We start from the raw sequence: 17,759 nt of genomic DNA on the forward strand, positions 1-17,759 counted from the left end.
TGGACAAGTCAGCAAATGTGCGTCATGGTCTTCTGGTGACCAACCGCTCCGCCCGAACCCTGAAGCCTCGTTTGCTGGCAGCAGCTGCCGGGCTCGCCGTCGCGGTGGCGCCCATCGCCGCCGCGCCCGCCAACGCCAATCCGGCCGACGACGCCTTCATGGCCGCCCTTGGCGCCGCAGGCATCGGTTTCGAAAACCAGATAGTGGCCAAGACCGTCGCCCACAACGTCTGCCCCTCGTTGAAGAAGGGCGCCAAGTCGTTCGCGTGGACCGTCTCCGGTGTGGTTGCCAGCGGCATCCCTCGCAAGGTCGCCACCACCTTCACCGGGCTGGCCGTGAAGACGTACTGCCCCGAGATGATCAAGTCCACGATCGGCTTCTAGGTCGGCAATACGCCCGTTCGCCTCGAGGTGGGCGTCGGGCACGGTGATGTCGGGCGCTCTGGCATGCTCGATCCATGGCCTCCGTGTTCACCATGATCATCAACCGTGAGATCCCCGGTCGGTTCGTCTACGAGGACGACGACGTCGTCGCGTTCCTCACCATCGAGCCGATGACGCAAGGGCATACGCTCGTCGTCCCGCGCGCCGAGATCGACAACTGGCAGGACGTCGACGCGAGCGTCTTCGCCAACGTGATGGCCGTGGCTCAGCGCATCGGCAAGGCCCAGTCCAAGGCGTTCGACGTGGAACGGACTGGCCTGATCATCGCCGGCCTCGAAGTGCCGCACCTGCACGTACACGTCTTCCCGGCGCGCGACCTGTCCGACTTCGGCTTCGCAGGAGTCGACCGCAATCCCTCGCCCGAGTCACTGGACGAGGCACAGGCCAAGATCACGGCCGCCCTGGCCGAACTGGCCTAGACCGTCGCGGGCTCGTCGGCTCCGGGGTCGTTGACCACCGGCACCTCGGCGATCCGCGGCAACTGCACCGTGAACCGGCAGCCCTGGCCCGGCGCCGTCGTCACGCTGACCGTGCCGCCGTGCGCGTACACCAGCGAGTCGACGATGGAGAGGCCGAGACCCGTTCCTCCGCTGGCCCGCGCCCGCGACGAATCGGTGCGATAGAACCGCTCGAAGACCCGGTGCGCGTCATCGCGACTCATGCCGGGTCCTTCGTCGGCCACTTCCAGAATGGCGCTGTCCTGTTTGGTGCCGACCCGAATCGCGATGCTCGCCGACTCCGGAGTGTGCTGCAGTGCGTTGGCCACCAGGTTGCCCATCACCTGCCGCAGTCGCGCCTCGTCACCGAGCACCTCGGGCGTCCCCGGGCCGTCGAACACCTCCATGGTGATCGTGCGCTTCGGGGCGACCGACCGCGCATCGTGGACGGAGTCGCTGGCCAGCGACAGCAGGTCGACCCGACGCTGTTCCATGGGGCGCTGGGCATCCAACCGCGCCAACAGCAGAAGATCCTCGACGAGCAGGCCCATCCGCTGGGACTCGCTCTCGATGCGGTTCATCAGCAGCTCGACGTCACGCGCGGCGCCCTGGCGGTACAACTCGGCGAACCCGCGAATGGTCGTCAGCGGAGTTCGAAGCTCGTGGCTGGCGTCGGTGATGAACCGTCGCATCCGGTCCTCGGAGGTGCGGGCCTTCTCGGCCGAGGCCTCCGACGAGGCCACCGCCCGTTGAATCTGGGCCAGCATTCCGTTGAGCGCCAACGAAAGTCGGCCCACCTCGGTGCGCGTGTCCCGTTCCGGGATGCGGCGGTCGAGCTCGCCAGCGGCGATGGCCGCGGCGGTCTGCTCGACTTCCACCAGCGGTCTGAGGCTGCGGTGCACGACGGCGAAGCCCGCGATGCCGAGCACGAGGAGCACCGCGACACCGATGCCCACCTGGGACCACGTCAGCGCACGCACGGTCGACGAGACGTCCGACAGGTCGATGGCGACGGTGGTGAGCTCACCGTGCAATCCCCGCACCGTCATCGCCCGCCACTGCACGTCGGAGTGGTCGATCGACCCCACGGTGACGGGAACGGGCCCGACGTCGTTGCTGTCGGGCAAGGCGGGTTCGGCATCGCGATCGTTGACCGCCATCCAGATGCGCCCGTCGGAGTCGATGCCGCGAACGTAGAAGTCCGACGGCGGCCTGGCCGGGTTTGGATCCTCCATGGGGGTGGCCGGCATCCGGCGGGGCGCCTGCGCCCAGCCGCGGGAGGCGTCGAGCAGGGTTTCGTCGACCCGGTTGATCAGGCTGTGCCGCATGATCGAGGTGACGGCGACGCCGGAGGCGAGCAAGCCACACGTCACCAGCACCAGGGTCGCGGCCACCAGCCCCACCCGCAGTGGGATACCGCGCCCCCGAAGACCAGACATTCCCCCCGTCATTCCCACATTGTGCAAAACGCGTGACCGTCGGCTGGCGAACTCGCGCATATAACGCGTTAGCGCGGCTCGCGAAGCACGTATCCGACGCCGCGCAGCGTGTGCAGCAGACGCTTCTCGCCGGTGTCGATCTTGCGGCGAAGGTACGACACGTACGACTCGACGACGTTGACGTCACCGCCGAAGTCGTAACGCCAGACGTGGTCGAGGATCTTCGGCTTCGACAGCACCGTGCCGGCGTTGATGATGAAGTAGCGCAGCAGGGTGAACTCGGTCGGCGACAGCGAGACGGGCTCGCCGGCCTTCCACACCTCGTGGGTGTCCTCGTCGAGTTCGATGTCGGCGAACGTCAGCCGGGCGCTGCGCGGCTCTTCGACGCCGCGCCCGGAGCGACGGAGAATGACGCGCAACCGCGCCACGACCTCTTCGAGGCTGAAGGGCTTGGTGACGTAGTCGTCGCCGCCGAGGGTCAGGCCGGCGATCTTGTCCTGGAGCGAGTCGCGGGCGGTCAGGAACAGTGCGGGCGCGTCGATGCCGTCGGCGCGGAGCCTGCGCAGCACGCCAAAGCCGTCCATCCCGGGCATCATCACGTCGAGGATGACCGCGTCGGGGCGGATCTCCCGCGCCTTGTCCAAGGCCGCGGGCCCGCTGGACGCGGTGTGCACCTCGAAGCCCTGGAACTTCAGACTCACCGAGAGCAACTCGACGATGTTGGTTTCGTCGTCGACGACGAGGATTCTCGCTTCGGGGATGAACTCCGGAATTGCAGCCATGGCCATGTGAACAATGTCCTCCCATTCACATGGTCTGACGCTGCAGGAGCGCTGTGAGATTCCTGTGAGTTGCTTCCCAGGGTTCTGCGTGTGACCGTCGCCATAGACTGAGTCCATGAATCTCGGCAAAGCCCTCGTCGACGTGGCGACCGCACCGGCCCGCATCGGCCTCGCCGTCGCCGACATCGGTCTCGGCATCGCCACCGAGACGCTGGCCGTCGTCCAACGGGGACTCGACGACGGCAGGGTGCCCGCAGGCCGATCGTCGCTCGCAGGGATGCTGGGTCTCGAAGACGCCGTCGAACGCGCCAACCGCCTGGCGCACCTGATGGACGACGACGCCCCACTCGGGCGGGCGTTGGCCCCCGACGGACCACTCAACAGGCTGCTTCGACCGGGTGGGCTCGTCGACCAGCTGACCGCCGAGGGCGGCCTGCTCGACCGGATGACCGCCGAGAACGGTCCCGTCGCCCGCGCGGTGGCGCCCGGCGGGCTGATCGACCAGGTGACGTCCGAGGGCGGTCTCGTCGACCGTCTAACCACGGACGACGGGGCGGTGTCCCGGGTGATCGCACCGGGCGGACTCGCCGACCAGCTGCTCGCCAACGACGGTCTGATCGAGCGCATCCTGCGCGAGGACGGCGTCGCCGACAAGTTGCTCGCCGAGGGCGGTCTACTCGACACCCTCACCGCGGAGCAAGGCGCGCTGATGAAACTCGCCGACGTGGCCGACACCCTCAACCGGCTCGCCCCCGGGCTCGAGGCCCTGACCCCGACGATCGACGCGCTGCACGAAGCCGTCATCACGCTCAGCCAGGTCGTCAATCCGCTAAGCAACATCGCGGGCCGAATCCCGCTGCCACGCTCGCGTGGGCGGCGACCGAATCCCCGGCCGGTGACTGCCCCACAGGTCATCGACGCGGAAGAGTGAGCCGTTAAGCTAGGCGCGCACGCCTCCTTAGCTCAGTGGTAGAGCAACATACTTGTAATATGTAGGCCATCGGTTCGATCCCGATAGGGGGCTCCACATGGCAGCGAATGCTTGTCGGTAGGCCGTCGTAATCTCTGCCCCATGAGGCAGTGTCGACATTGCGGTTCGTTCCTCTCGCGGCGCAGCCAGAAGGTGTTCTGCGGCAACGCATGTCAGGCCATGGCCCGGCGCGACGCTGGCACCAAGCTCTGGCTCGAGACCGGTGAGGCGTCGGTCGACAGCCGCCGCACTCACTACATCCGGCAATACCTCTCCGACGCGCAGGGTGGTTGCTGCGTCATTTGCGGTGGAGCGAACACGTGGCTGGGCGCGCACCTCGCCTTGGTGTTGGACCACGTCGACGGGAACCCGACGAACAACCGGCGGGAAAACCTCCGGCTGGTCTGCCCAAACTGCGACTCGCAGCTGGCGACGTACAAGAGTCGAAACCGTGGCAACGGCCGGCACTCCCGACGCCAGCGATACGCCGACGGGCAGTCGTACTAGCCCCGATCCGGGCCCAACGGCCGGTAGTGTCCGCAACGAACGTAGCAATCTGCCGAGGAGGAGCCAGTGTCCGAAGCCGGTGTGTGGGTGGCCTGGGGAATTCCGGCCCGCGGACGCGAGAGCCAGGCGCTGGCGCTTCTCAAGTCGTCGCTGACCACGTACCTCGAGCAGCTTTCCGCGGACGGCCGGATCGAGCGTTTCGACGCCGCGATCCTCAAGCCGCAGACCACCGAACTCGGCGGCTTCATCCTCATCCAGGGCACCCATGACCAGATCGAGGCGCTCCGCACGGACCAGGGTTTCCAAACGTGGGCCACCCAGATTCAGTTGGTGGCCGACAAGGTCGGGATCGTCGACGCCTGGGTCGGCGACGGGCTGCCCGAGGCCTTCGAGCTGTACGAAGACGCCTTGAAGAAGCTCGACTAACCGCTCTACCGGTAACGCAAGCGGCTCCTGGGACGAAGGCAACAGGAGTGAACGTTGTGAAAGTCAGCCTTCACCGGGGAAGAGCAGTTCAGCGCATCGGGAGGGCCAGGCATGGGAGCGTCTAGATACATCGGTCGAGTGGGCGGTCTAGCCGTCGCATTGGGAGTCGGCACCGCGGTCGCGACGGGATACGGCGTCGCCAACGCCGACGAGACGTCCACCAGCTCGTCGTCGAGTAGCCAGTCGTCGAGCGCGAGCGCCTCCGTTAGCGGCACCTCGACGACCACCGGCACCTCGACGAACACCGGCGACAGCGCCGCCCCGGCCGCAGCGCAGGCCTCGACCGCGCCAACGGCCGCACCCACCGGGTCCGACGACAAGCCAACGGGCTCGACGAGGACCTCCGGATCGGCCACCAGCGGGGTCGTCAGCGCCCAGACCAACACCGGCAGCTCCGGCACTTCCGGCAGCACGGCCTCCCCCACTCCGAAGCCGACGCCCGAACCAGAAGCCGACCTCGAGCCCGAAGCCGAGCTCGAGCCCGAAGCGACAGCACCTGAAGAGCCGGAGACCACGCCAGCGCCGACCGCGACGCCGACTCCCAGCCCCACGCCCACCAAGAAGCCCAAGCCGAACACCCCCGCAGCCGCGTCCACCCCGGCACCCACTTCGACGGACACCCTGAAAACGGACACCGGCAAGACGTCTGAGCCGAAGACCGCCACGCCAACCGCAGCCAAGCAGAACGTCGAGGACCCGGCGTCAAAGACCGCCAGCCTCGCCGTCGTCTCGGCCGCTGCAAAGTCGGCGTCCCCCGCGCAGGTCACCGTCGTCACGGTCACGCCCGACGCCCCCGCGCGCCAGGCACCGCCGAATCCGCTGGCCGTGGTGAGCGGCGTCGTGTCGAGCGTCGTCAACTGGATGCTGACCCCGTTCATGGGCGCGGGCTCACCGACCCCCGCCGAGCCACCGCTGGCGTGGTCGTTGCTTGCGTTCGCGCGCCGCGAATTCGACCACTTCGTCAACGCCGTCACCGGCCGCGCCACCCAGACCCCGGCCACGGCCGTCGACGCCACCAGCGTCTCGTTGGCCGCAGCCACCGCGGCCCTCGCGCAGGCGGCCGCGGTCAACGTGCCCGGATTCCCGCTTCCCGGTGCGCAATTGAGCCCGTCCACCCAGTTCGTCCAGTGGGTCACGGGCAACTATCAGACCGGTAACCCGTTGATAGCCGACACCCTGAAGCGTTTCGGCATCAACGGCACCGACGTCGGCGTCATGTGGGACAACGGCATGGTCGACGACCCCACCACGCCGTACAACGAGCATCAGGTGCTGATGGCGTTCGGCGACACGTTCAGTGGCGCCAACATGACCGGCAACTGGCGTTTCAACGTGCTGCTCCGCAGCGCCGACACCGACCTCTCCGACGGCATGACCATCCCCAACGGAGAGTGGTTCAACGGCAACATGTTCGGCGGCACGCCGCTGAGCAGTCCGACCACCGCGCGGCAGATCATCCATCCCTCCGGACTGCCCGCCGGTGTCACCCTCATCCCCACGGCGGGCATCTCCATCCCGACGCCAGGCACCCAGTTCGGCGTCACCCAGTACGTGAACTTCATGTCGGTGAGCAACTGGGGCGCTGCGGGCACGTGGTCAACCAACTATTCCGCGATCGCCTACTCCACCGACAACGGCGAGAACTGGACCGTCGCACCGACTTCGGTCCGCTACAACTCGCCCGTCGGCGGCAACGACAAGTTCCAGCAGGGCGCCTTCGTCCGGCCGGGCGACGGTTACGTCTACAACTACGGGACGCCCAACGGCCGCCAGGGCGCCGCGTACGTGTCGCGCGTCGCGGAGAAGGACATCCTCGACACCAGCAAGTACGAGTACTACAGCAAGGGCAAGGCTGGCGGCTGGTTCGGCATCGGCGCCACCCCGGCGGGTTGGTACAAGAACCAGCCTTCCAAGGCCACGGCCGCGTTCGGCCAGGACACCGGCGCCTGTGGCGTCGGGAAGCCGGGCAATCAGGTCAGCGAAATGTCGGTGCAGTACAACAAGCAACTCAAGAAGTACGTCGTCCTCCACGGCGATCAGTTCAACAACATCGTGATGCGTACCTCGGACACCCCTCAGGGCACCTGGTCGAGCGCGAAGATTCTGATGGCACAGCAGCAGGGCGGCATCTACGCACCGATGATGCATCCGTGGTCGTCGTCGACGATGGGCACCGGCACCGACCTGTACTGGAACCTGTCGCTGTGGTCGGAGTACAACGTGATGTTGATGAAGACCGATCTCACCAAGGTCTAGGACGAATCGTGTTGCGCTGCATCGCGATCGGGGTGGCGGCGGGGATTTTCGGTTCGTCGCCGCTGGCGGTCGCCAACGCCGACCCCGTCGCGCCCCAGCCGAATGCGTCGTGCACCGCGGAGGTCAAGGATGCGTTGACGCTGCCGGCTGGTGACACCGCACCGATCGCTTGCGACGGAACCAGCTGGCAAGCCGTCGCCGATCCGTACCCGATGAGCGACGAGTGGCTGAGCACCGGACCCGTGATGACGCTGCACGGCCAGGGACGTCGCAACCCGATGCTCGAATCGGGGCGCTGGGCGGCCACCCCGTTGACACCTGAGAGCACCTGCGGGGCAACCCAATTCGCGGTGGTCTCCGGCACCCCGACCCTGACTCCGCCAAAGTCCGATCACGGCGAACCCGGTCAGCCACTGTCGCTGGAGGTGGTTCCCCGGCTGTTCACCATCGAGCTGACCGGCGACTGCCTGTGGCAGCGACTGCCCTAGTGGCCGCCGCCCACGTCGACCCCGCCACCACCGAGGTCGACTCCACCGGTGGCCACGTCGACTCCGCCACCACCGACGTCGACGCTGTCACCACCCATCGGCGCCTCGGCAGCCGGGGCGAAGAAGTCACTGGCCGGCGGCGCGAAGTCGTCCTGCGGCGCCGGAGCGGGGACGTTGCAGTTGCCGTCGAGGACAACCTGGCCTGGCTCGCAGACGATGGTGTCGTCGGCAGCGGCAATCGGTGCGTAGACCGCTGCCGCCACGGCGAGGGCGGCGCCAGCCGTCACGAGGACTCGGGATCGCGGGATGTACATGGCACGCCTCTCGTCTGTTGCTGAGCTCGCCAAACTAGCACCTCGAACTGGCTTTTGACAGAGGTAACAATTTTGCCCGCTACGGCGCGAAGAAGACGGACCCCTCCGAGCAGCCCGTCACCTCGTGGCCCGACGGAAACGAGCGGGGATCGGCGTCGACGATGACGTCGTCGCGGTAGAACGCGTGCCTTGCGTCCGCGGCACATTCGAAGTCCGCGTTCAACACGTGGAACGTGGCGCCGTCGGCATCGGGAATTGGCATGCCCATCCAATAGCCGTGGCGGTCGTCGCGGGCGAAGGGGCCTTCGAGCGCGTCGAACGACGGGACGTCGGCGTCGACGATGCGATTGGGGCCGTAGAAGATGCCGGCGTCGTCACGCGAGTAGCCGCCTTCGAGCACCCGGAAGGTGGCCGGATCGGCACCGACGACGGGGTTTCCGTTCACGTGCACGGTCCGGTCGTCCTTCGTGAACAGGTAGTAGTCCGAGTCCGAGACGATCGAGAAGTGTCTGGGATCGTCGGACAGCACCCTGCCGTCGGACCAGTACACCGCGCGGCCGTCCTTGGCCAGGTTGCCGTCGAGCAACTCGAAGTTCGTCGGGTCGTCGCTGAGCACCGTGTCGCGTTGGTAGACGTGGACGTCGTCCTTGGCGAAATCGGGCCGGTCGAGCAGGACGAAGCTGTCGGGATTGGCCTCGGGAAGCGGCCTTCCGTCGACGTACACCGTCGAGCGATCCTTCGCGAACGTCCGGTCCAGCGGGGCGAATGACGGTGCGTCGGCGCCGTCGACCTGAGACGCCTTACCGGGAAAACCCTGAAGGTAGAACACCGCGTCTCCGCGGACGTGATAGCCGGCCGACTCGAAGAGGGAGTTGGGCGCCGCGTCCCGGCCACAGGCCGTCATCGTGGCCACGACGGCGACGCACGCGACGGTGACGAGCCGGCGCCGTCGCCGTGGTGGACGCGGCGATCCTGTCATGGGACAACGGTACTCGGCCGCACCTACAACCGACACGTGCTTGCAGGCTGCTGAACTCCAGCATCCACCACGACGGCTCGTAACACCGGTCGGCAACCAACCGATATCCGTATGAGAATTTGCCGACGTAGGCTCGGACCATGGTTCTCGAGACAGGGGATGGCATGAGCGCGAAGAACATCGGTGCGGCACTTCTCGCCGCTGCCGCGTCCGTTGTCGTGGCGACGGCGGTCCCGGCCCACGCGGACCCCACCGACGACGCGAGATCACAACAGATCGACCAGGCGTTCCTCAAGGCCGTCAAGGACCAGGGCCTGAAGTTGAAGTCGGACGGGTTCGCCATCGACCTGGCCCACTCGACGTGCGACGTGTTGACCCGCACCGGGTCGGTCGAGAACGCGTTGCGCCACATCCAGAACGCCACCGACTGGGCGGACAGCAAGAAGATTGGCTCCTTCGGCAGCCTTGCGGTCCAGGGCTACTGCCCGTCGTCGATGCCGAAGCAGTAGCCCGGTCTCTAGCCCACCACTCCGCGCAGGCCGTCGGCGCCGAAGACGGGTTCGAGCATCGCCGAGTAGTCGGGGCCGCGCCGGACCAGCTGGCCACCGTCGACGTTGATCACCTGCCCGGTGATCCAGCTCGCGGCGTCGCTGAGCAGGAAGACCGACGCGTTGGCGATGTCGTCGACCTCACCGACGCGCGGCAGCGGCGTGCTGATCCGGTAGTCCTCGCTGAGTTCCGGCGAATCAAGTACCAGCGCAACGAGTTCGGTGCGGATCAGTCCTGGCCGTATCGAGTTGACCCGCACCCACGACGCGCCGAGCTCGTCGGCCCCAAGCTGCATCATGTGGTCGATCGCCGACTTGCTGACGCCATACGCCCCAAACCACCGGTGGGTGTTGCTGGCCGCGATCGACGAGATGCCGACGAACGAGCCTCCGCCTCCGCGAACCATCTCCCGTGCGGTGTGCTTGAGCACGTACATGGTGCCGTTGACGTTGAGGTCGACGGTGCGTCGCCATGCGTCGGAGTCGACCTGGGTGATCGGGCCGATCGTCTCGGACCCACCGGCACAGTGCACGACGCCGTTGAGGCGACCGCGCCAGGCGGTGGCCGCGGCCACCATTGCGGCGACTTCGTCTTCGTTGGTGACGTCGGCGGGCTCGTACCTGACCTCGCCCGAGCCGTCACCCGCGGCGGCGGAGATCTCCTCCTTCGCGGCGGCGAGACGGTCGGCGTTGCGCCCGACGAGAACCACGTCGCCACCCGAGGCCACGACGGCAGCGGCAACGCCCTTGCCGATGCCGCTTCCGCCACCCGTGACGATGATCGTCCGATCCGCCAATGAAAGCTGCACATCGCCCCCGTCGAGAGAAACTAGAACACGTTCTCGTCATGTAACCACACCTGATTTCAAGGTCGTCGGCGTATCGTCGACGCCGCAGTTGGTTCCCGCACACGACGGGGCCCACCGGAGAGAAAGCGTGGCGATGACGACTCCACAGACCTCAGCACGACGACTGCTCCTCGCCGGCGGCTTCGCCGTCGCGATCGCCGCCGCCCCCGCGGTGGCCGCATTCGCCGGCCCGGCGGTCGCACCGTCGTTCGGAGCGGCCTGCCCCGCCGGTGAGACCGAGGACGCCTTCACCGACGCGTGCACCCCGGACCTCGTCCCGAACTCACCCGAGATCACGCAGGCACCGGGCGGCCTGCCCTCGGTCGACGGCATTCCCTGCACCGGCGGAAACTCGGGACAGTGCATCGGTCTGTCCGAGGACGCTCCTCAGTACGTGCCGCCGTCGTCGTCGGTCGGGTCCAGCCCGACCGTCACGGGCTCCACCAACTAGCCGAACGAAATGACACGCATCGGCAGATAACTCGCAGTATGTGAGCAGATTGCTGGCAGCTTCCATACAATCCACGCATGCCGCACTTCGAGTTCTCTGCACGACGCCTCATCCTTGCCGGCGGATTCGCGCTCGCCGTCGCCGCCGCACCGGCCGTGACCGCGATTGCAGTCCCCTCGGCCCCCGGCGCACAGCTGGCCGACGACTGCGCCGCGGGAGAGGACACCGATCAGTTCACCGGCTCGTGCGTCCCCTTCATGGTGCCCAATTCACCGGCGGCGCCGGTGTTCACCACGCCCGCTGGCAACCCGGACATCCCCGAGATCGACGGCGTTCCGTGCACCGGACGTGACTCGGGTGCGTGCATCGGCCTCGCCGAGGACGCCCCTCAGTACGTGCCGCCCACCTCGTCGGTGGGATCGGATCCGACTATCACCGGCTCGACCAACTAACGGCGGCCGCTCCTAGGGAAGACGCGGAACTCGTGCAGATTCCCGACGGCTTCCCTACAATTCCTGCGACGAACCGTCAATATTCTCGGGCACCACGAAAAGTCCTTGAAACCACAGAAAGCGTGACAATGCCGCACCTTGAATTCTCTGCTCGACGAGTCATCCTTGCCGGCGGATTCGCGCTTGCCTTCGCCGCCGCTCCCGCGGTGGCCGCCTTCGCCGTTCCCGTCGCCGCGAATGCCGCACCTGCGGCGTCGTGCCCGGCAGGCGAGGAAGAGGACATGTACACGGGCTCCTGCCTGCCCCACACGGTGCCGAACTCGCCGACGAACAACGGCCTGCCGCCGTCGCCAATCGGGCAGTCCCCCAGCGGCCTGCCGTCCGTGGACGGCATCCCCTGCACCGGAGAGAACACCGGTCAGTGCATCGGTCTGCAGGACAATGCGGACAAGTTCGTGCAGCCTCCGACGAGCATCAACGGCCAGTAACACCGATCAGGCTCTAGGCGGCTCGTCGAGTCGCCTAGAGTTGGTCCATGGCTGCAAAACCTGATCCTGCCGAAATCGGTGACGTCGAGCCCTTGGCCGACAGCACTGCCCGTATGGCGAGGCGCGTCGTCGCCGCGTACGCCACCGACGCCGACGAATGTCGGGTGTTCTTGTCCATGCTGGGCATCGGACCGGCTAAGCAAGAGGCGTAGATGAGCTCAGGAGTAGGCGAAACAGCCGACTCCGGGCACTCTGAGGTCTTCGAGCTCGACCCGGTTGCCGAGGGCGAGTCCGACTTCGTTGTCGTCGCCAACCGGTTGCCGATCGACATGGAGCGGCGCCCCGACGGTTCGACCACGTACAAGCGGAGCCCCGGCGGCCTCGTCACGGCGCTGGAACCGCTGCTGCGGAAACGACGGGGTGCGTGGGTCGGGTGGCCCGGTGTCACCGACGGCCAGGCCGGACGGGATGAGGAGCCCATCTTCGAGGACGACCTCGAGATGCGACCGGTCGTGCTGTCGGCGGAGGATTTCGCCGAGTATTACGAAGGTTTCTCCAACGCCACCCTGTGGCCGCTGTACCACGACGTGATCGTCAAGCCGATCTACCACCGAAAGTGGTGGGACCGGTACGTCGAGGTGAACCGTCGTTTCGCCGAAGCGACGGCCAAGGCCGCGGCGAACGGTGCGACGGTGTGGGTTCAGGACTACCAGCTACAGCTGGTGCCGAAGATGCTGCGCATGCTGCGGCCCGACCTGACCATCGGCTTCTTCCTGCACATCCCGTTTCCGCCCGTCGAGCTCTTCATGCAGATGCCGTGGCGCACAGAGATCATCGAGGGCTTGCTCGGCGCCGACCTGGTCGGTTTCCACCTGCCCGGCGGTGCGCAGAACTTCATGATTCTGGCGCGACGCCTCCTCGGAGCCAACACCTCACGGGCCAACGTCGGCGTTCGGTCCCGGTTCGGCGAGATTCAGGTCGGCTTCCGCACCGTGAAGGTGGGTGCGTTCCCGATTTCGATCGACTCCGAGGAACTCGACACCAAGGCACGCAACCGCGACGCCCGCCAGCGCGCGAAGGAGCTGCGCGCCGATCTGGGCAATCCGCGCAAGATCCTTCTGGGCGTCGACCGACTCGACTACACCAAGGGCATCGACGTTCGACTTCGGGCGTTCTCGGAGTTGCTCGACGAAGGCAGGATCGACCCCGACCACACGGTGTTGATCCAATTGGCGACGCCGAGCCGCGAGCGCGTGCAGAGCTACAAGATGATGCGCGAGGACATCGAGCGCCAGGTCGGGCACATCAACGGTGAGTACGGCAAGGTCGGGCACCCGATCGTGCATTATTTGCATCAGGCCCTGCCGCGCGACGAACTGATCGCGTTCTTCGTCGCGGCCGACGTCATGTTGGTGACGCCGCTGCGCGACGGGATGAATCTGGTCGCCAAGGAATACGTCGCCTGTCGCAGCGATCTTGGCGGGGCGTTGGTGCTCAGCGAATTCACCGGCGCTGCAGCCGAACTCAGGCAGGCCTACCTCACCAATCCGCACCACCTCGACGGCGTCAAGGACGCTATCGAGGCGGCGTTGGCGCAGACCCCCGAGGAGGGACGCCGCCGGATGCGAGCGCTGCGTAGGCAGGTGCTGGCCCACGACGTCGACCGCTGGGCGCGCTCGTTCCTCGAGGCCTTGGCCGCCACCCAGGACGTGGACGCTCCTAGATCGGAGTGATGTTCCTGATCCGCCAGTCTTGGCCCACCTTCTGGTAGTCGACCTTCAACCGGCTGCCGTCGTAGAGCGGCTGCTTGGTCTTGTCGGTGAGCACGCGGTTCATGTAGACCATCACCGAGCCCGAATCACGGTGCGCGTCAAGCATTCCCACGCCGACGACGTTGACCTGGCTGATGAGCTGACGCTCACGCGCGGCGGGGATCACGTTCTTGGTGGTGTCGTCCTCGTATTCGCGACGGAAGTCGGAGGTCAACAGCCGGTAGGCGTCGGTCCGACTGCGTTCGATCGTCTGGTAGTCGAAGCCGAGGATGATCGGGATTTGCTGTGCTGCCAACTGCGGCAACTCGGTCCTGGCTTCCTGCTCGCCGACCCGCTCGACACGATTCCAGTACAGCGTGCCGCCGAAACCGGCCAGCGCGACGAAGCCGGCCGCGAACAAGACGGCGACGAGCACCGATAGCCGGGAACTCAAGCGCCCCATCAGTTTCCCCCGTCGGGATATTTCAGGTCGTAACCCGTCATGCGTCCGTTGTCGTCCTCGTGCACGATGACCCGCAGCCGGTACGGCTTCGAGGGTGCGTTGACGCCGTCGAGATTGGTCACCGTCACCCGCACCGACACCAGAACCGAGGCGTTGTCCGCCGTGTCGTCGACCTTCTCCAGCGCCGAACCGTTGATCACGGCCTCGGAACTGGCGTTCGTGTCGCGGAAGATCGCCTTGAGGTTCTCGACGTTGTTGCCCTGGCTCATCATGTCCCGCAGTGGACCGCTGATGCCGTTGACGAACCGGTTCACGCTGTCGTCGATGTCGTTCTGGGTGTAACTGAACATGTTCACCACAGTCTGCGACGCGGTGTCGACGAACTTCTGATCCCGCGCTTCCTCGGCCTGAGCGTGACGCTGCTGGTTGAACAGCAGCGCGACTACGCCGGCCATCGCGGCAACCAGGACGGCTGTGACGCCAAGGGCGAGTCCTGCGACCAGCATGCGGTGGGGTTGCCGCCGGGGCGGAGGCCCGACGGGCTTGACGGGCCGCGCCTTGACTGCCGTCGGGGTGTCGACCACGTGCGCGGTTGGTTCCGGAACCGCTCCAGCCGGACCGGCCGCCCTCGACGCGCGGCGGCGCGCAGCGGCCTTCTTCACCGACTCCGGGGTCTCGGTCGACGATTCGCCGGATGTCGTGTCAGTCAATCCATTTCCCTTGGGTCGCGTCGCTCTCGTCGTTCGGAGCGGTTGTCACTTACGCCTGTCTTGGATCCAACATCAGATCCACCCACGTCTCCGCGGAGTTCACCTTGTCCATGCCGTCGGCGTAGACGCCCGTACCCCCTGCGGGGTCGACGAAGACGCCGTTCTTCGAATCGTACGTCGCCGTGGCCGGACCACTCGCCTGCGGTGGCACCGCCTCCGACGGGAGGAGCGGCCCCTGTCCCGGCGGAAGCTCGGCAGGCGGGGGCGGCGCAACCGCCGGCGGCGGAACCGCACCTGGCGGTGTCCTGCCGTACGGCGGGACGATCTGGTCCGGCGGTGCGTAGAACGGCAACGGCGGTGGTGGCGGCCCAAGGTCACTTGGCGGTACCGGCAGCGGGAACGGAGCATTCGGCGCGGGACCGGGTCCCGGCGGCACACCCGGCGGCAATTGCACGACCGGTGGTCCCGGGTCGTAGTCCGCCCCCGGCGGGATGTTCGGGAACTTGTTGGGGGGCGTGATGTTCCGGCCGTTTTCCACCGGCGTGCCGTAGGGCACCGGCGGACCGCGCCACGGGTTGTTGCCGATTGGCACGTAGCCGCGCGGATCACGGCACAGCTGGACCGTCGGCGCGCGCTTGCCGGGGAACTCCTGGCACGGGTAGTTGCGGGCGCCGCGCACCACCGACGGGTCGTTCTGAGCGGTCTTGCAGTACAGGTCGGTGGGCAGCTCGCGCAGCGTCGTGTCCGCGGGCGACCGGATCAACGCCGGCGGGATGAAGCCCGTCGAGCAGGGCGGCGCGTCATTCAGGTCGACCTTGAAGTCGAGCTTGCCGCCCTCGTCGGCGGGCAGTCCGCCACCGACGGTGAGCAAGGCGGCGAACAGCGCCGGGACGATCACCAGCGCCTGCTCGATCGACTTGCGGTAGATGACGCCGATGCGGCCGGCGTTGGCGAGGTTGGCGGCGAGCATCGGGAAGTTCGGGCGGATGCCGTCGAAGGTGGTGTTCGCGGCCTGCGCGGCGCCGGGTGCGGTCTGCAGCACCGACCGGACCTGCGGGTCGGCCTTCGCGAGCTGAGTGGTGAAACGGGCCAGGCCGTCGGCGAGCGACTTCACGTCGTCGCCGCTGCGGATCTGCGCGTCGAGGAACGGCCCGGCCTGGTCGATCAGCTGCGACGTCTGGCCGTAGTTGTTGTTGGCCTCGTCGACGAGGAGCCGTGACGACTGAATCATCCGGGCCAGTTCGGGGCCGGATCCGTTGAACGCCTTGAACGTTTCGCGCAACAGGTCTTGGATACGCGCGTCGCCGATGCTGCTGACCAACGTGTCGGCCTGCTCGAGGAGGACGGCGATGTCCTGCCCGACGGCGGTGCGGTCGAGGCCGATCTTGGCGCCGTCGCGAAGCAGTTTCGTCGAGGCGTCCTTCGGCGGCACCAGGTCGACGTACTGCTCGCCGATGGCGGACACGCTCTTGACGGTCGCGGTCACGTTGTCGGGTACGTCGGTATCGGTGTTGAGCCTCATCGAGGCGACCACACCGGTGTCGTCGAGGCTGACGTTTTCGACGCGACCAATCGTCACTCCGCGGTAGGTGACGTTGGCGTTCTGATACAGCCCGCCACCGGCTTTGAACTCCGCGGTGATGTGGTACGCGCCGATGCCGACCGCGGCGGGCAGGTGGAGATAGAACGCCGAGATGGCGCCGACGCAGACGACGGTGACGATCGCGAAGATCGTCAACTGCAGACGTGTCAGACGGTCCAGCATTAGGGAGTCCCCCCGTCGTGCTGGGTCGCCGTTCCCGGCGGAATCTTGAACGGGTCGGCGGCTTGCCCGGAGAGGTTTGCCATCGCCCCGACGAGGAAGTCCGGCGGGTTGATGATCTCGGACATGTGCTTCATGTTCGGGTCGAGACCCTTCGAGGTGGTGAACACCGATTCACCCGTCCGCCGCAGCGTCAGGTCGAACGTCACGAACACGTTCAGGTAGTCACCACGGACCGCGTTGCGCAGGTACTTGTAGTGGAACGGGAACGTCGGCAGGATTTCGAGGCTCTTGATGAGATCGTCGGCGTTGTCGTTGAACGCCTTGATGACCGGATACAAGTCCTTGAAGTCGGCGACGAGGTCGACCTTGGTCTCCGACAACACGTGCGACGCCACCCCGGCGAACGTCTGCAGAGCGGCGAACGCGTCGACGATGTTGCTTCGGTTCTCGTTGAGCACCTTGAGTGCCGCGGGCAGCGAGTCGAGCGCTCGTCCGAGGCTGTCCCTGCCGTTGGCGAGGATGCCCGCGAAGCGGTTCAGCCCGTCCATGGCGGCGACGATGTCGTTGGTCTGCTGGTCGAGGGACGAGGTGAGCTCCGCCAGCCGCGGGAGCAGGTCGGCGAACTGACCGGTCCGGCCGGCAACGGCGTTGTAGAACTCGTCGGTGATGTCTTGCAGCGCACCGAGATTGCCCTTGTTGACCACCACGCCCAACGATGAAAACACTTCCTCGGTGGTGGGATAGCGGCCGGCGCGGGACAGCGGGATGTTGGAGCCCTCGCGGAGTTTGCCCTGTCCCGCCTGGTCGACCGGCGTGGCGAGGTCGATGTGCTGGGAGCCGAGTAGCGAGGTTTGAGCCACCTTGGCGGTCGCGTTCTCCGGGAGGTCGACGCCACCATCCAGCGACACCTTGACCGCTGCGTAGTAAGTGCCGTCGGGCCGCTGCACCGCCTCGATGCCCGACACGCTGCCGACCGTCACGTCGTCGATCATGACCGGCGAGTTCTGCGGCAGCGTCGCCACGTCGGGGAGCTCCACCGTGATGGTGTACGAACCACTGCCGTGGCCCGCGGTACCGGGCATGTCGAGGGAGTTCAGCCCGCCGAAGGCGCAGCCCGCCGACAGAACTGCGGCCGAGCCGATCGCCACGGTGCTGCGCCCGACGCGGAGCGCTCTACGAGTT

Annotated in this window: 22 protein-coding genes and 1 tRNA gene; 14 read left to right on the top strand and 9 right to left on the bottom strand. The window is 66.8% G+C overall.

What is annotated here, in order from left to right:
- Positions 1 to 35: 35 nt before the first annotated feature.
- Positions 36 to 383, top strand: a complete 348-nt coding sequence (locus ASD37_RS29540) for a DUF732 domain-containing protein (RefSeq protein WP_162253331.1) — start codon at positions 36 to 38, stop codon at positions 381 to 383.
- A gap of 74 nt (positions 384 to 457) precedes the next feature.
- Positions 458 to 862: an HIT family protein gene (locus ASD37_RS29545; protein ID WP_056560430.1), complete on the top strand. Its 405-nt coding sequence runs from the start codon at positions 458 to 460 to the stop codon at positions 860 to 862.
- Here the strand turns inward: ASD37_RS29545 and ASD37_RS29550 are convergent.
- Both ASD37_RS29550 and ASD37_RS29555 read right to left on the bottom strand, forming a co-directional pair.
- The gene (locus ASD37_RS29550) at positions 859 to 2,331 is read right to left on the bottom strand and encodes a cell wall metabolism sensor histidine kinase WalK (RefSeq protein WP_082570490.1); all 1,473 of its coding nucleotides are present in this window, start codon (positions 2,329 to 2,331) and stop codon (positions 859 to 861) included. The two genes, ASD37_RS29545 and ASD37_RS29550, sit on opposite strands and share 4 nt — an antisense overlap.
- A gap of 56 nt (positions 2,332 to 2,387) precedes the next feature.
- Complete coding sequence (locus ASD37_RS29555; RefSeq protein ID WP_056560436.1) at positions 2,388 to 3,107, bottom strand: response regulator transcription factor; 720 nt, start codon at positions 3,105 to 3,107, stop codon at positions 2,388 to 2,390.
- Positions 3,108 to 3,216: 109 nt separating this feature from the next.
- Between ASD37_RS29555 and ASD37_RS29560 the strand changes: the two genes are divergently transcribed.
- From ASD37_RS29560 to ASD37_RS29585, 6 genes are all read left to right on the top strand, one after another.
- The gene (locus ASD37_RS29560; protein ID WP_056560439.1) at positions 3,217 to 4,032 is read left to right on the top strand and encodes a hypothetical protein; all 816 of its coding nucleotides are present in this window, start codon (positions 3,217 to 3,219) and stop codon (positions 4,030 to 4,032) included.
- Positions 4,033 to 4,053: 21 nt separating this feature from the next.
- Positions 4,054 to 4,128 (top strand) — tRNA-Thr (locus tag ASD37_RS29565).
- A 45-nt stretch (positions 4,129 to 4,173) separates the two neighbouring features.
- Complete coding sequence (locus tag ASD37_RS29570; RefSeq protein ID WP_056560441.1) at positions 4,174 to 4,578, top strand: HNH endonuclease; 405 nt, start codon at positions 4,174 to 4,176, stop codon at positions 4,576 to 4,578.
- A gap of 66 nt (positions 4,579 to 4,644) precedes the next feature.
- Complete coding sequence (locus ASD37_RS29575) at positions 4,645 to 5,004, top strand: hypothetical protein (protein WP_056560444.1); 360 nt, start codon at positions 4,645 to 4,647, stop codon at positions 5,002 to 5,004.
- 111 nt (positions 5,005 to 5,115) lie between these two features.
- On the top strand, positions 5,116 to 7,320 hold the full coding sequence (locus ASD37_RS29580) for a DUF4185 domain-containing protein (protein ID WP_056560447.1): 2,205 nt from the start codon (positions 5,116 to 5,118) through the stop codon (positions 7,318 to 7,320).
- 8 nt (positions 7,321 to 7,328) lie between these two features.
- Positions 7,329 to 7,808 carry a hypothetical protein gene (locus tag ASD37_RS29585; protein WP_056560449.1) on the top strand — a complete coding sequence of 160 codons (480 nt, stop codon included), beginning with the start codon at positions 7,329 to 7,331 and terminating at the stop codon, positions 7,806 to 7,808.
- On the opposite strand, the gene ASD37_RS29590 is transcribed toward ASD37_RS29585, so the two are convergent.
- Both ASD37_RS29590 and ASD37_RS29595 read right to left on the bottom strand, forming a co-directional pair.
- Positions 7,805 to 8,122, bottom strand: coding sequence for a hypothetical protein (locus ASD37_RS29590; protein WP_056560452.1), 318 nt, complete (start codon positions 8,120 to 8,122; stop codon positions 7,805 to 7,807). The genes ASD37_RS29585 and ASD37_RS29590 overlap by 4 nt on opposite strands.
- 79 nt (positions 8,123 to 8,201) lie before the next feature.
- Positions 8,202 to 9,101 (bottom strand): DKNYY domain-containing protein, encoded by a 900-nt coding sequence (locus tag ASD37_RS29595; RefSeq protein WP_056560455.1) that lies wholly within the window; start codon positions 9,099 to 9,101, stop codon positions 8,202 to 8,204.
- Positions 9,102 to 9,241: 140 nt separating this feature from the next.
- On the opposite strand from ASD37_RS29595, the gene ASD37_RS29600 reads away from it, so the two are divergent.
- On the top strand, positions 9,242 to 9,610 hold the full coding sequence (locus tag ASD37_RS29600) for a DUF732 domain-containing protein (RefSeq protein WP_082570491.1): 369 nt from the start codon (positions 9,242 to 9,244) through the stop codon (positions 9,608 to 9,610).
- 8 nt (positions 9,611 to 9,618) lie between these two features.
- Here ASD37_RS29600 and ASD37_RS29605 read toward each other — a convergent pair whose 3' ends face one another.
- The gene (locus tag ASD37_RS29605) at positions 9,619 to 10,458 is read right to left on the bottom strand and encodes an SDR family oxidoreductase (RefSeq protein ID WP_056560461.1); all 840 of its coding nucleotides are present in this window, start codon (positions 10,456 to 10,458) and stop codon (positions 9,619 to 9,621) included.
- Between the two features lie 133 nt (positions 10,459 to 10,591).
- Here ASD37_RS29605 and ASD37_RS29610 point away from each other — a divergent pair, with 133 nt between their 5' ends.
- The 5 genes from ASD37_RS29610 (at position 10,592) to ASD37_RS29625 (ending at position 13,621) form a co-directional block, all read left to right on the top strand.
- Positions 10,592 to 10,948, top strand: coding sequence for a hypothetical protein (locus tag ASD37_RS29610; RefSeq protein WP_056560464.1), 357 nt, complete (start codon positions 10,592 to 10,594; stop codon positions 10,946 to 10,948).
- A 77-nt stretch (positions 10,949 to 11,025) separates the two neighbouring features.
- Positions 11,026 to 11,400: a hypothetical protein gene (locus ASD37_RS29615; RefSeq protein ID WP_056560467.1), complete on the top strand. Its 375-nt coding sequence runs from the start codon at positions 11,026 to 11,028 to the stop codon at positions 11,398 to 11,400.
- Positions 11,401 to 11,528: 128 nt separating this feature from the next.
- Positions 11,529 to 11,888 (top strand): hypothetical protein, encoded by a 360-nt coding sequence (locus tag ASD37_RS29620; RefSeq protein ID WP_056560470.1) that lies wholly within the window; start codon positions 11,529 to 11,531, stop codon positions 11,886 to 11,888.
- Between the two features lie 47 nt (positions 11,889 to 11,935).
- Positions 11,936 to 12,100 (top strand): hypothetical protein, encoded by a 165-nt coding sequence (locus ASD37_RS31895; protein WP_162253332.1) that lies wholly within the window; start codon positions 11,936 to 11,938, stop codon positions 12,098 to 12,100.
- Positions 12,101 to 13,621 (top strand): trehalose-6-phosphate synthase, encoded by a 1,521-nt coding sequence (locus ASD37_RS29625; protein ID WP_056560472.1) that lies wholly within the window; start codon positions 12,101 to 12,103, stop codon positions 13,619 to 13,621.
- Here the strand turns inward: ASD37_RS29625 and ASD37_RS29630 are convergent.
- The 4 genes from ASD37_RS29630 to ASD37_RS29645 are packed head-to-tail and all read right to left on the bottom strand — an operon-like array spanning position 13,608 to position 17,725.
- Positions 13,608 to 14,102, bottom strand: a complete 495-nt coding sequence (locus ASD37_RS29630) for a hypothetical protein (RefSeq protein WP_056560475.1) — start codon at positions 14,100 to 14,102, stop codon at positions 13,608 to 13,610. The genes ASD37_RS29625 and ASD37_RS29630 overlap by 14 nt on opposite strands.
- Complete coding sequence (locus tag ASD37_RS29635; RefSeq protein WP_370073103.1) at positions 14,102 to 14,812, bottom strand: mammalian cell entry protein; 711 nt, start codon at positions 14,810 to 14,812, stop codon at positions 14,102 to 14,104. Before ASD37_RS29635 ends, ASD37_RS29630 begins: the two co-directional genes overlap by 1 nt.
- Before the next feature lie 49 nt (positions 14,813 to 14,861).
- Positions 14,862 to 16,577 (bottom strand): MCE family protein, encoded by a 1,716-nt coding sequence (locus ASD37_RS29640; RefSeq protein WP_056560477.1) that lies wholly within the window; start codon positions 16,575 to 16,577, stop codon positions 14,862 to 14,864.
- On the bottom strand, positions 16,577 to 17,725 hold the full coding sequence (locus tag ASD37_RS29645; protein WP_200960034.1) for an MCE family protein: 1,149 nt from the start codon (positions 17,723 to 17,725) through the stop codon (positions 16,577 to 16,579). Before ASD37_RS29645 ends, ASD37_RS29640 begins: the two co-directional genes overlap by 1 nt.
- Between the last annotated feature and the right edge of the window lie 34 nt (positions 17,726 to 17,759).

The organism is Mycobacterium sp. Root135 (assembly GCF_001426545.1).
GTDB lineage: Bacteria > Actinomycetota > Actinomycetes > Mycobacteriales > Mycobacteriaceae > Mycobacterium.

What these genes read in the sequence shown, in the direction of transcription:
- ASD37_RS29545 (WP_056560430.1), top strand. Translation starts at nt 458, where the DNA reads ATGGCCTCCGTGTTCACCATGATCATCAACCGTGAGATCCCCGGTCGG.
- ASD37_RS29550 (WP_082570490.1), bottom strand. Translation starts at nt 2,331, where the DNA reads ATGACGGGGGGAATGTCTGGTCTTCGGGGGCGCGGTATCCCACTGCGG.
- ASD37_RS29555 (WP_056560436.1), bottom strand. Translation starts at nt 3,107, where the DNA reads ATGGCCATGGCTGCAATTCCGGAGTTCATCCCCGAAGCGAGAATCCTC.
- ASD37_RS29560 (WP_056560439.1), top strand. Translation starts at nt 3,217, where the DNA reads ATGAATCTCGGCAAAGCCCTCGTCGACGTGGCGACCGCACCGGCCCGC.
- ASD37_RS29570 (WP_056560441.1), top strand. Translation starts at nt 4,174, where the DNA reads ATGAGGCAGTGTCGACATTGCGGTTCGTTCCTCTCGCGGCGCAGCCAG.
- ASD37_RS29580 (WP_056560447.1), top strand. Translation starts at nt 5,116, where the DNA reads ATGGGAGCGTCTAGATACATCGGTCGAGTGGGCGGTCTAGCCGTCGCA.
- ASD37_RS29590 (WP_056560452.1), bottom strand. Translation starts at nt 8,122, where the DNA reads ATGTACATCCCGCGATCCCGAGTCCTCGTGACGGCTGGCGCCGCCCTC.
- ASD37_RS29595 (WP_056560455.1), bottom strand. Translation starts at nt 9,101, where the DNA reads ATGACAGGATCGCCGCGTCCACCACGGCGACGGCGCCGGCTCGTCACC.
- ASD37_RS29600 (WP_082570491.1), top strand. Translation starts at nt 9,242, where the DNA reads ATGGTTCTCGAGACAGGGGATGGCATGAGCGCGAAGAACATCGGTGCG.
- ASD37_RS29610 (WP_056560464.1), top strand. Translation starts at nt 10,592, where the DNA reads ATGACGACTCCACAGACCTCAGCACGACGACTGCTCCTCGCCGGCGGC.
- ASD37_RS29615 (WP_056560467.1), top strand. Translation starts at nt 11,026, where the DNA reads ATGCCGCACTTCGAGTTCTCTGCACGACGCCTCATCCTTGCCGGCGGA.
- ASD37_RS29620 (WP_056560470.1), top strand. Translation starts at nt 11,529, where the DNA reads ATGCCGCACCTTGAATTCTCTGCTCGACGAGTCATCCTTGCCGGCGGA.
- ASD37_RS31895 (WP_162253332.1), top strand. Translation starts at nt 11,936, where the DNA reads ATGGCTGCAAAACCTGATCCTGCCGAAATCGGTGACGTCGAGCCCTTG.
- ASD37_RS29625 (WP_056560472.1), top strand. Translation starts at nt 12,101, where the DNA reads ATGAGCTCAGGAGTAGGCGAAACAGCCGACTCCGGGCACTCTGAGGTC.
- ASD37_RS29630 (WP_056560475.1), bottom strand. Translation starts at nt 14,102, where the DNA reads ATGGGGCGCTTGAGTTCCCGGCTATCGGTGCTCGTCGCCGTCTTGTTC.
- ASD37_RS29640 (WP_056560477.1), bottom strand. Translation starts at nt 16,577, where the DNA reads ATGCTGGACCGTCTGACACGTCTGCAGTTGACGATCTTCGCGATCGTC.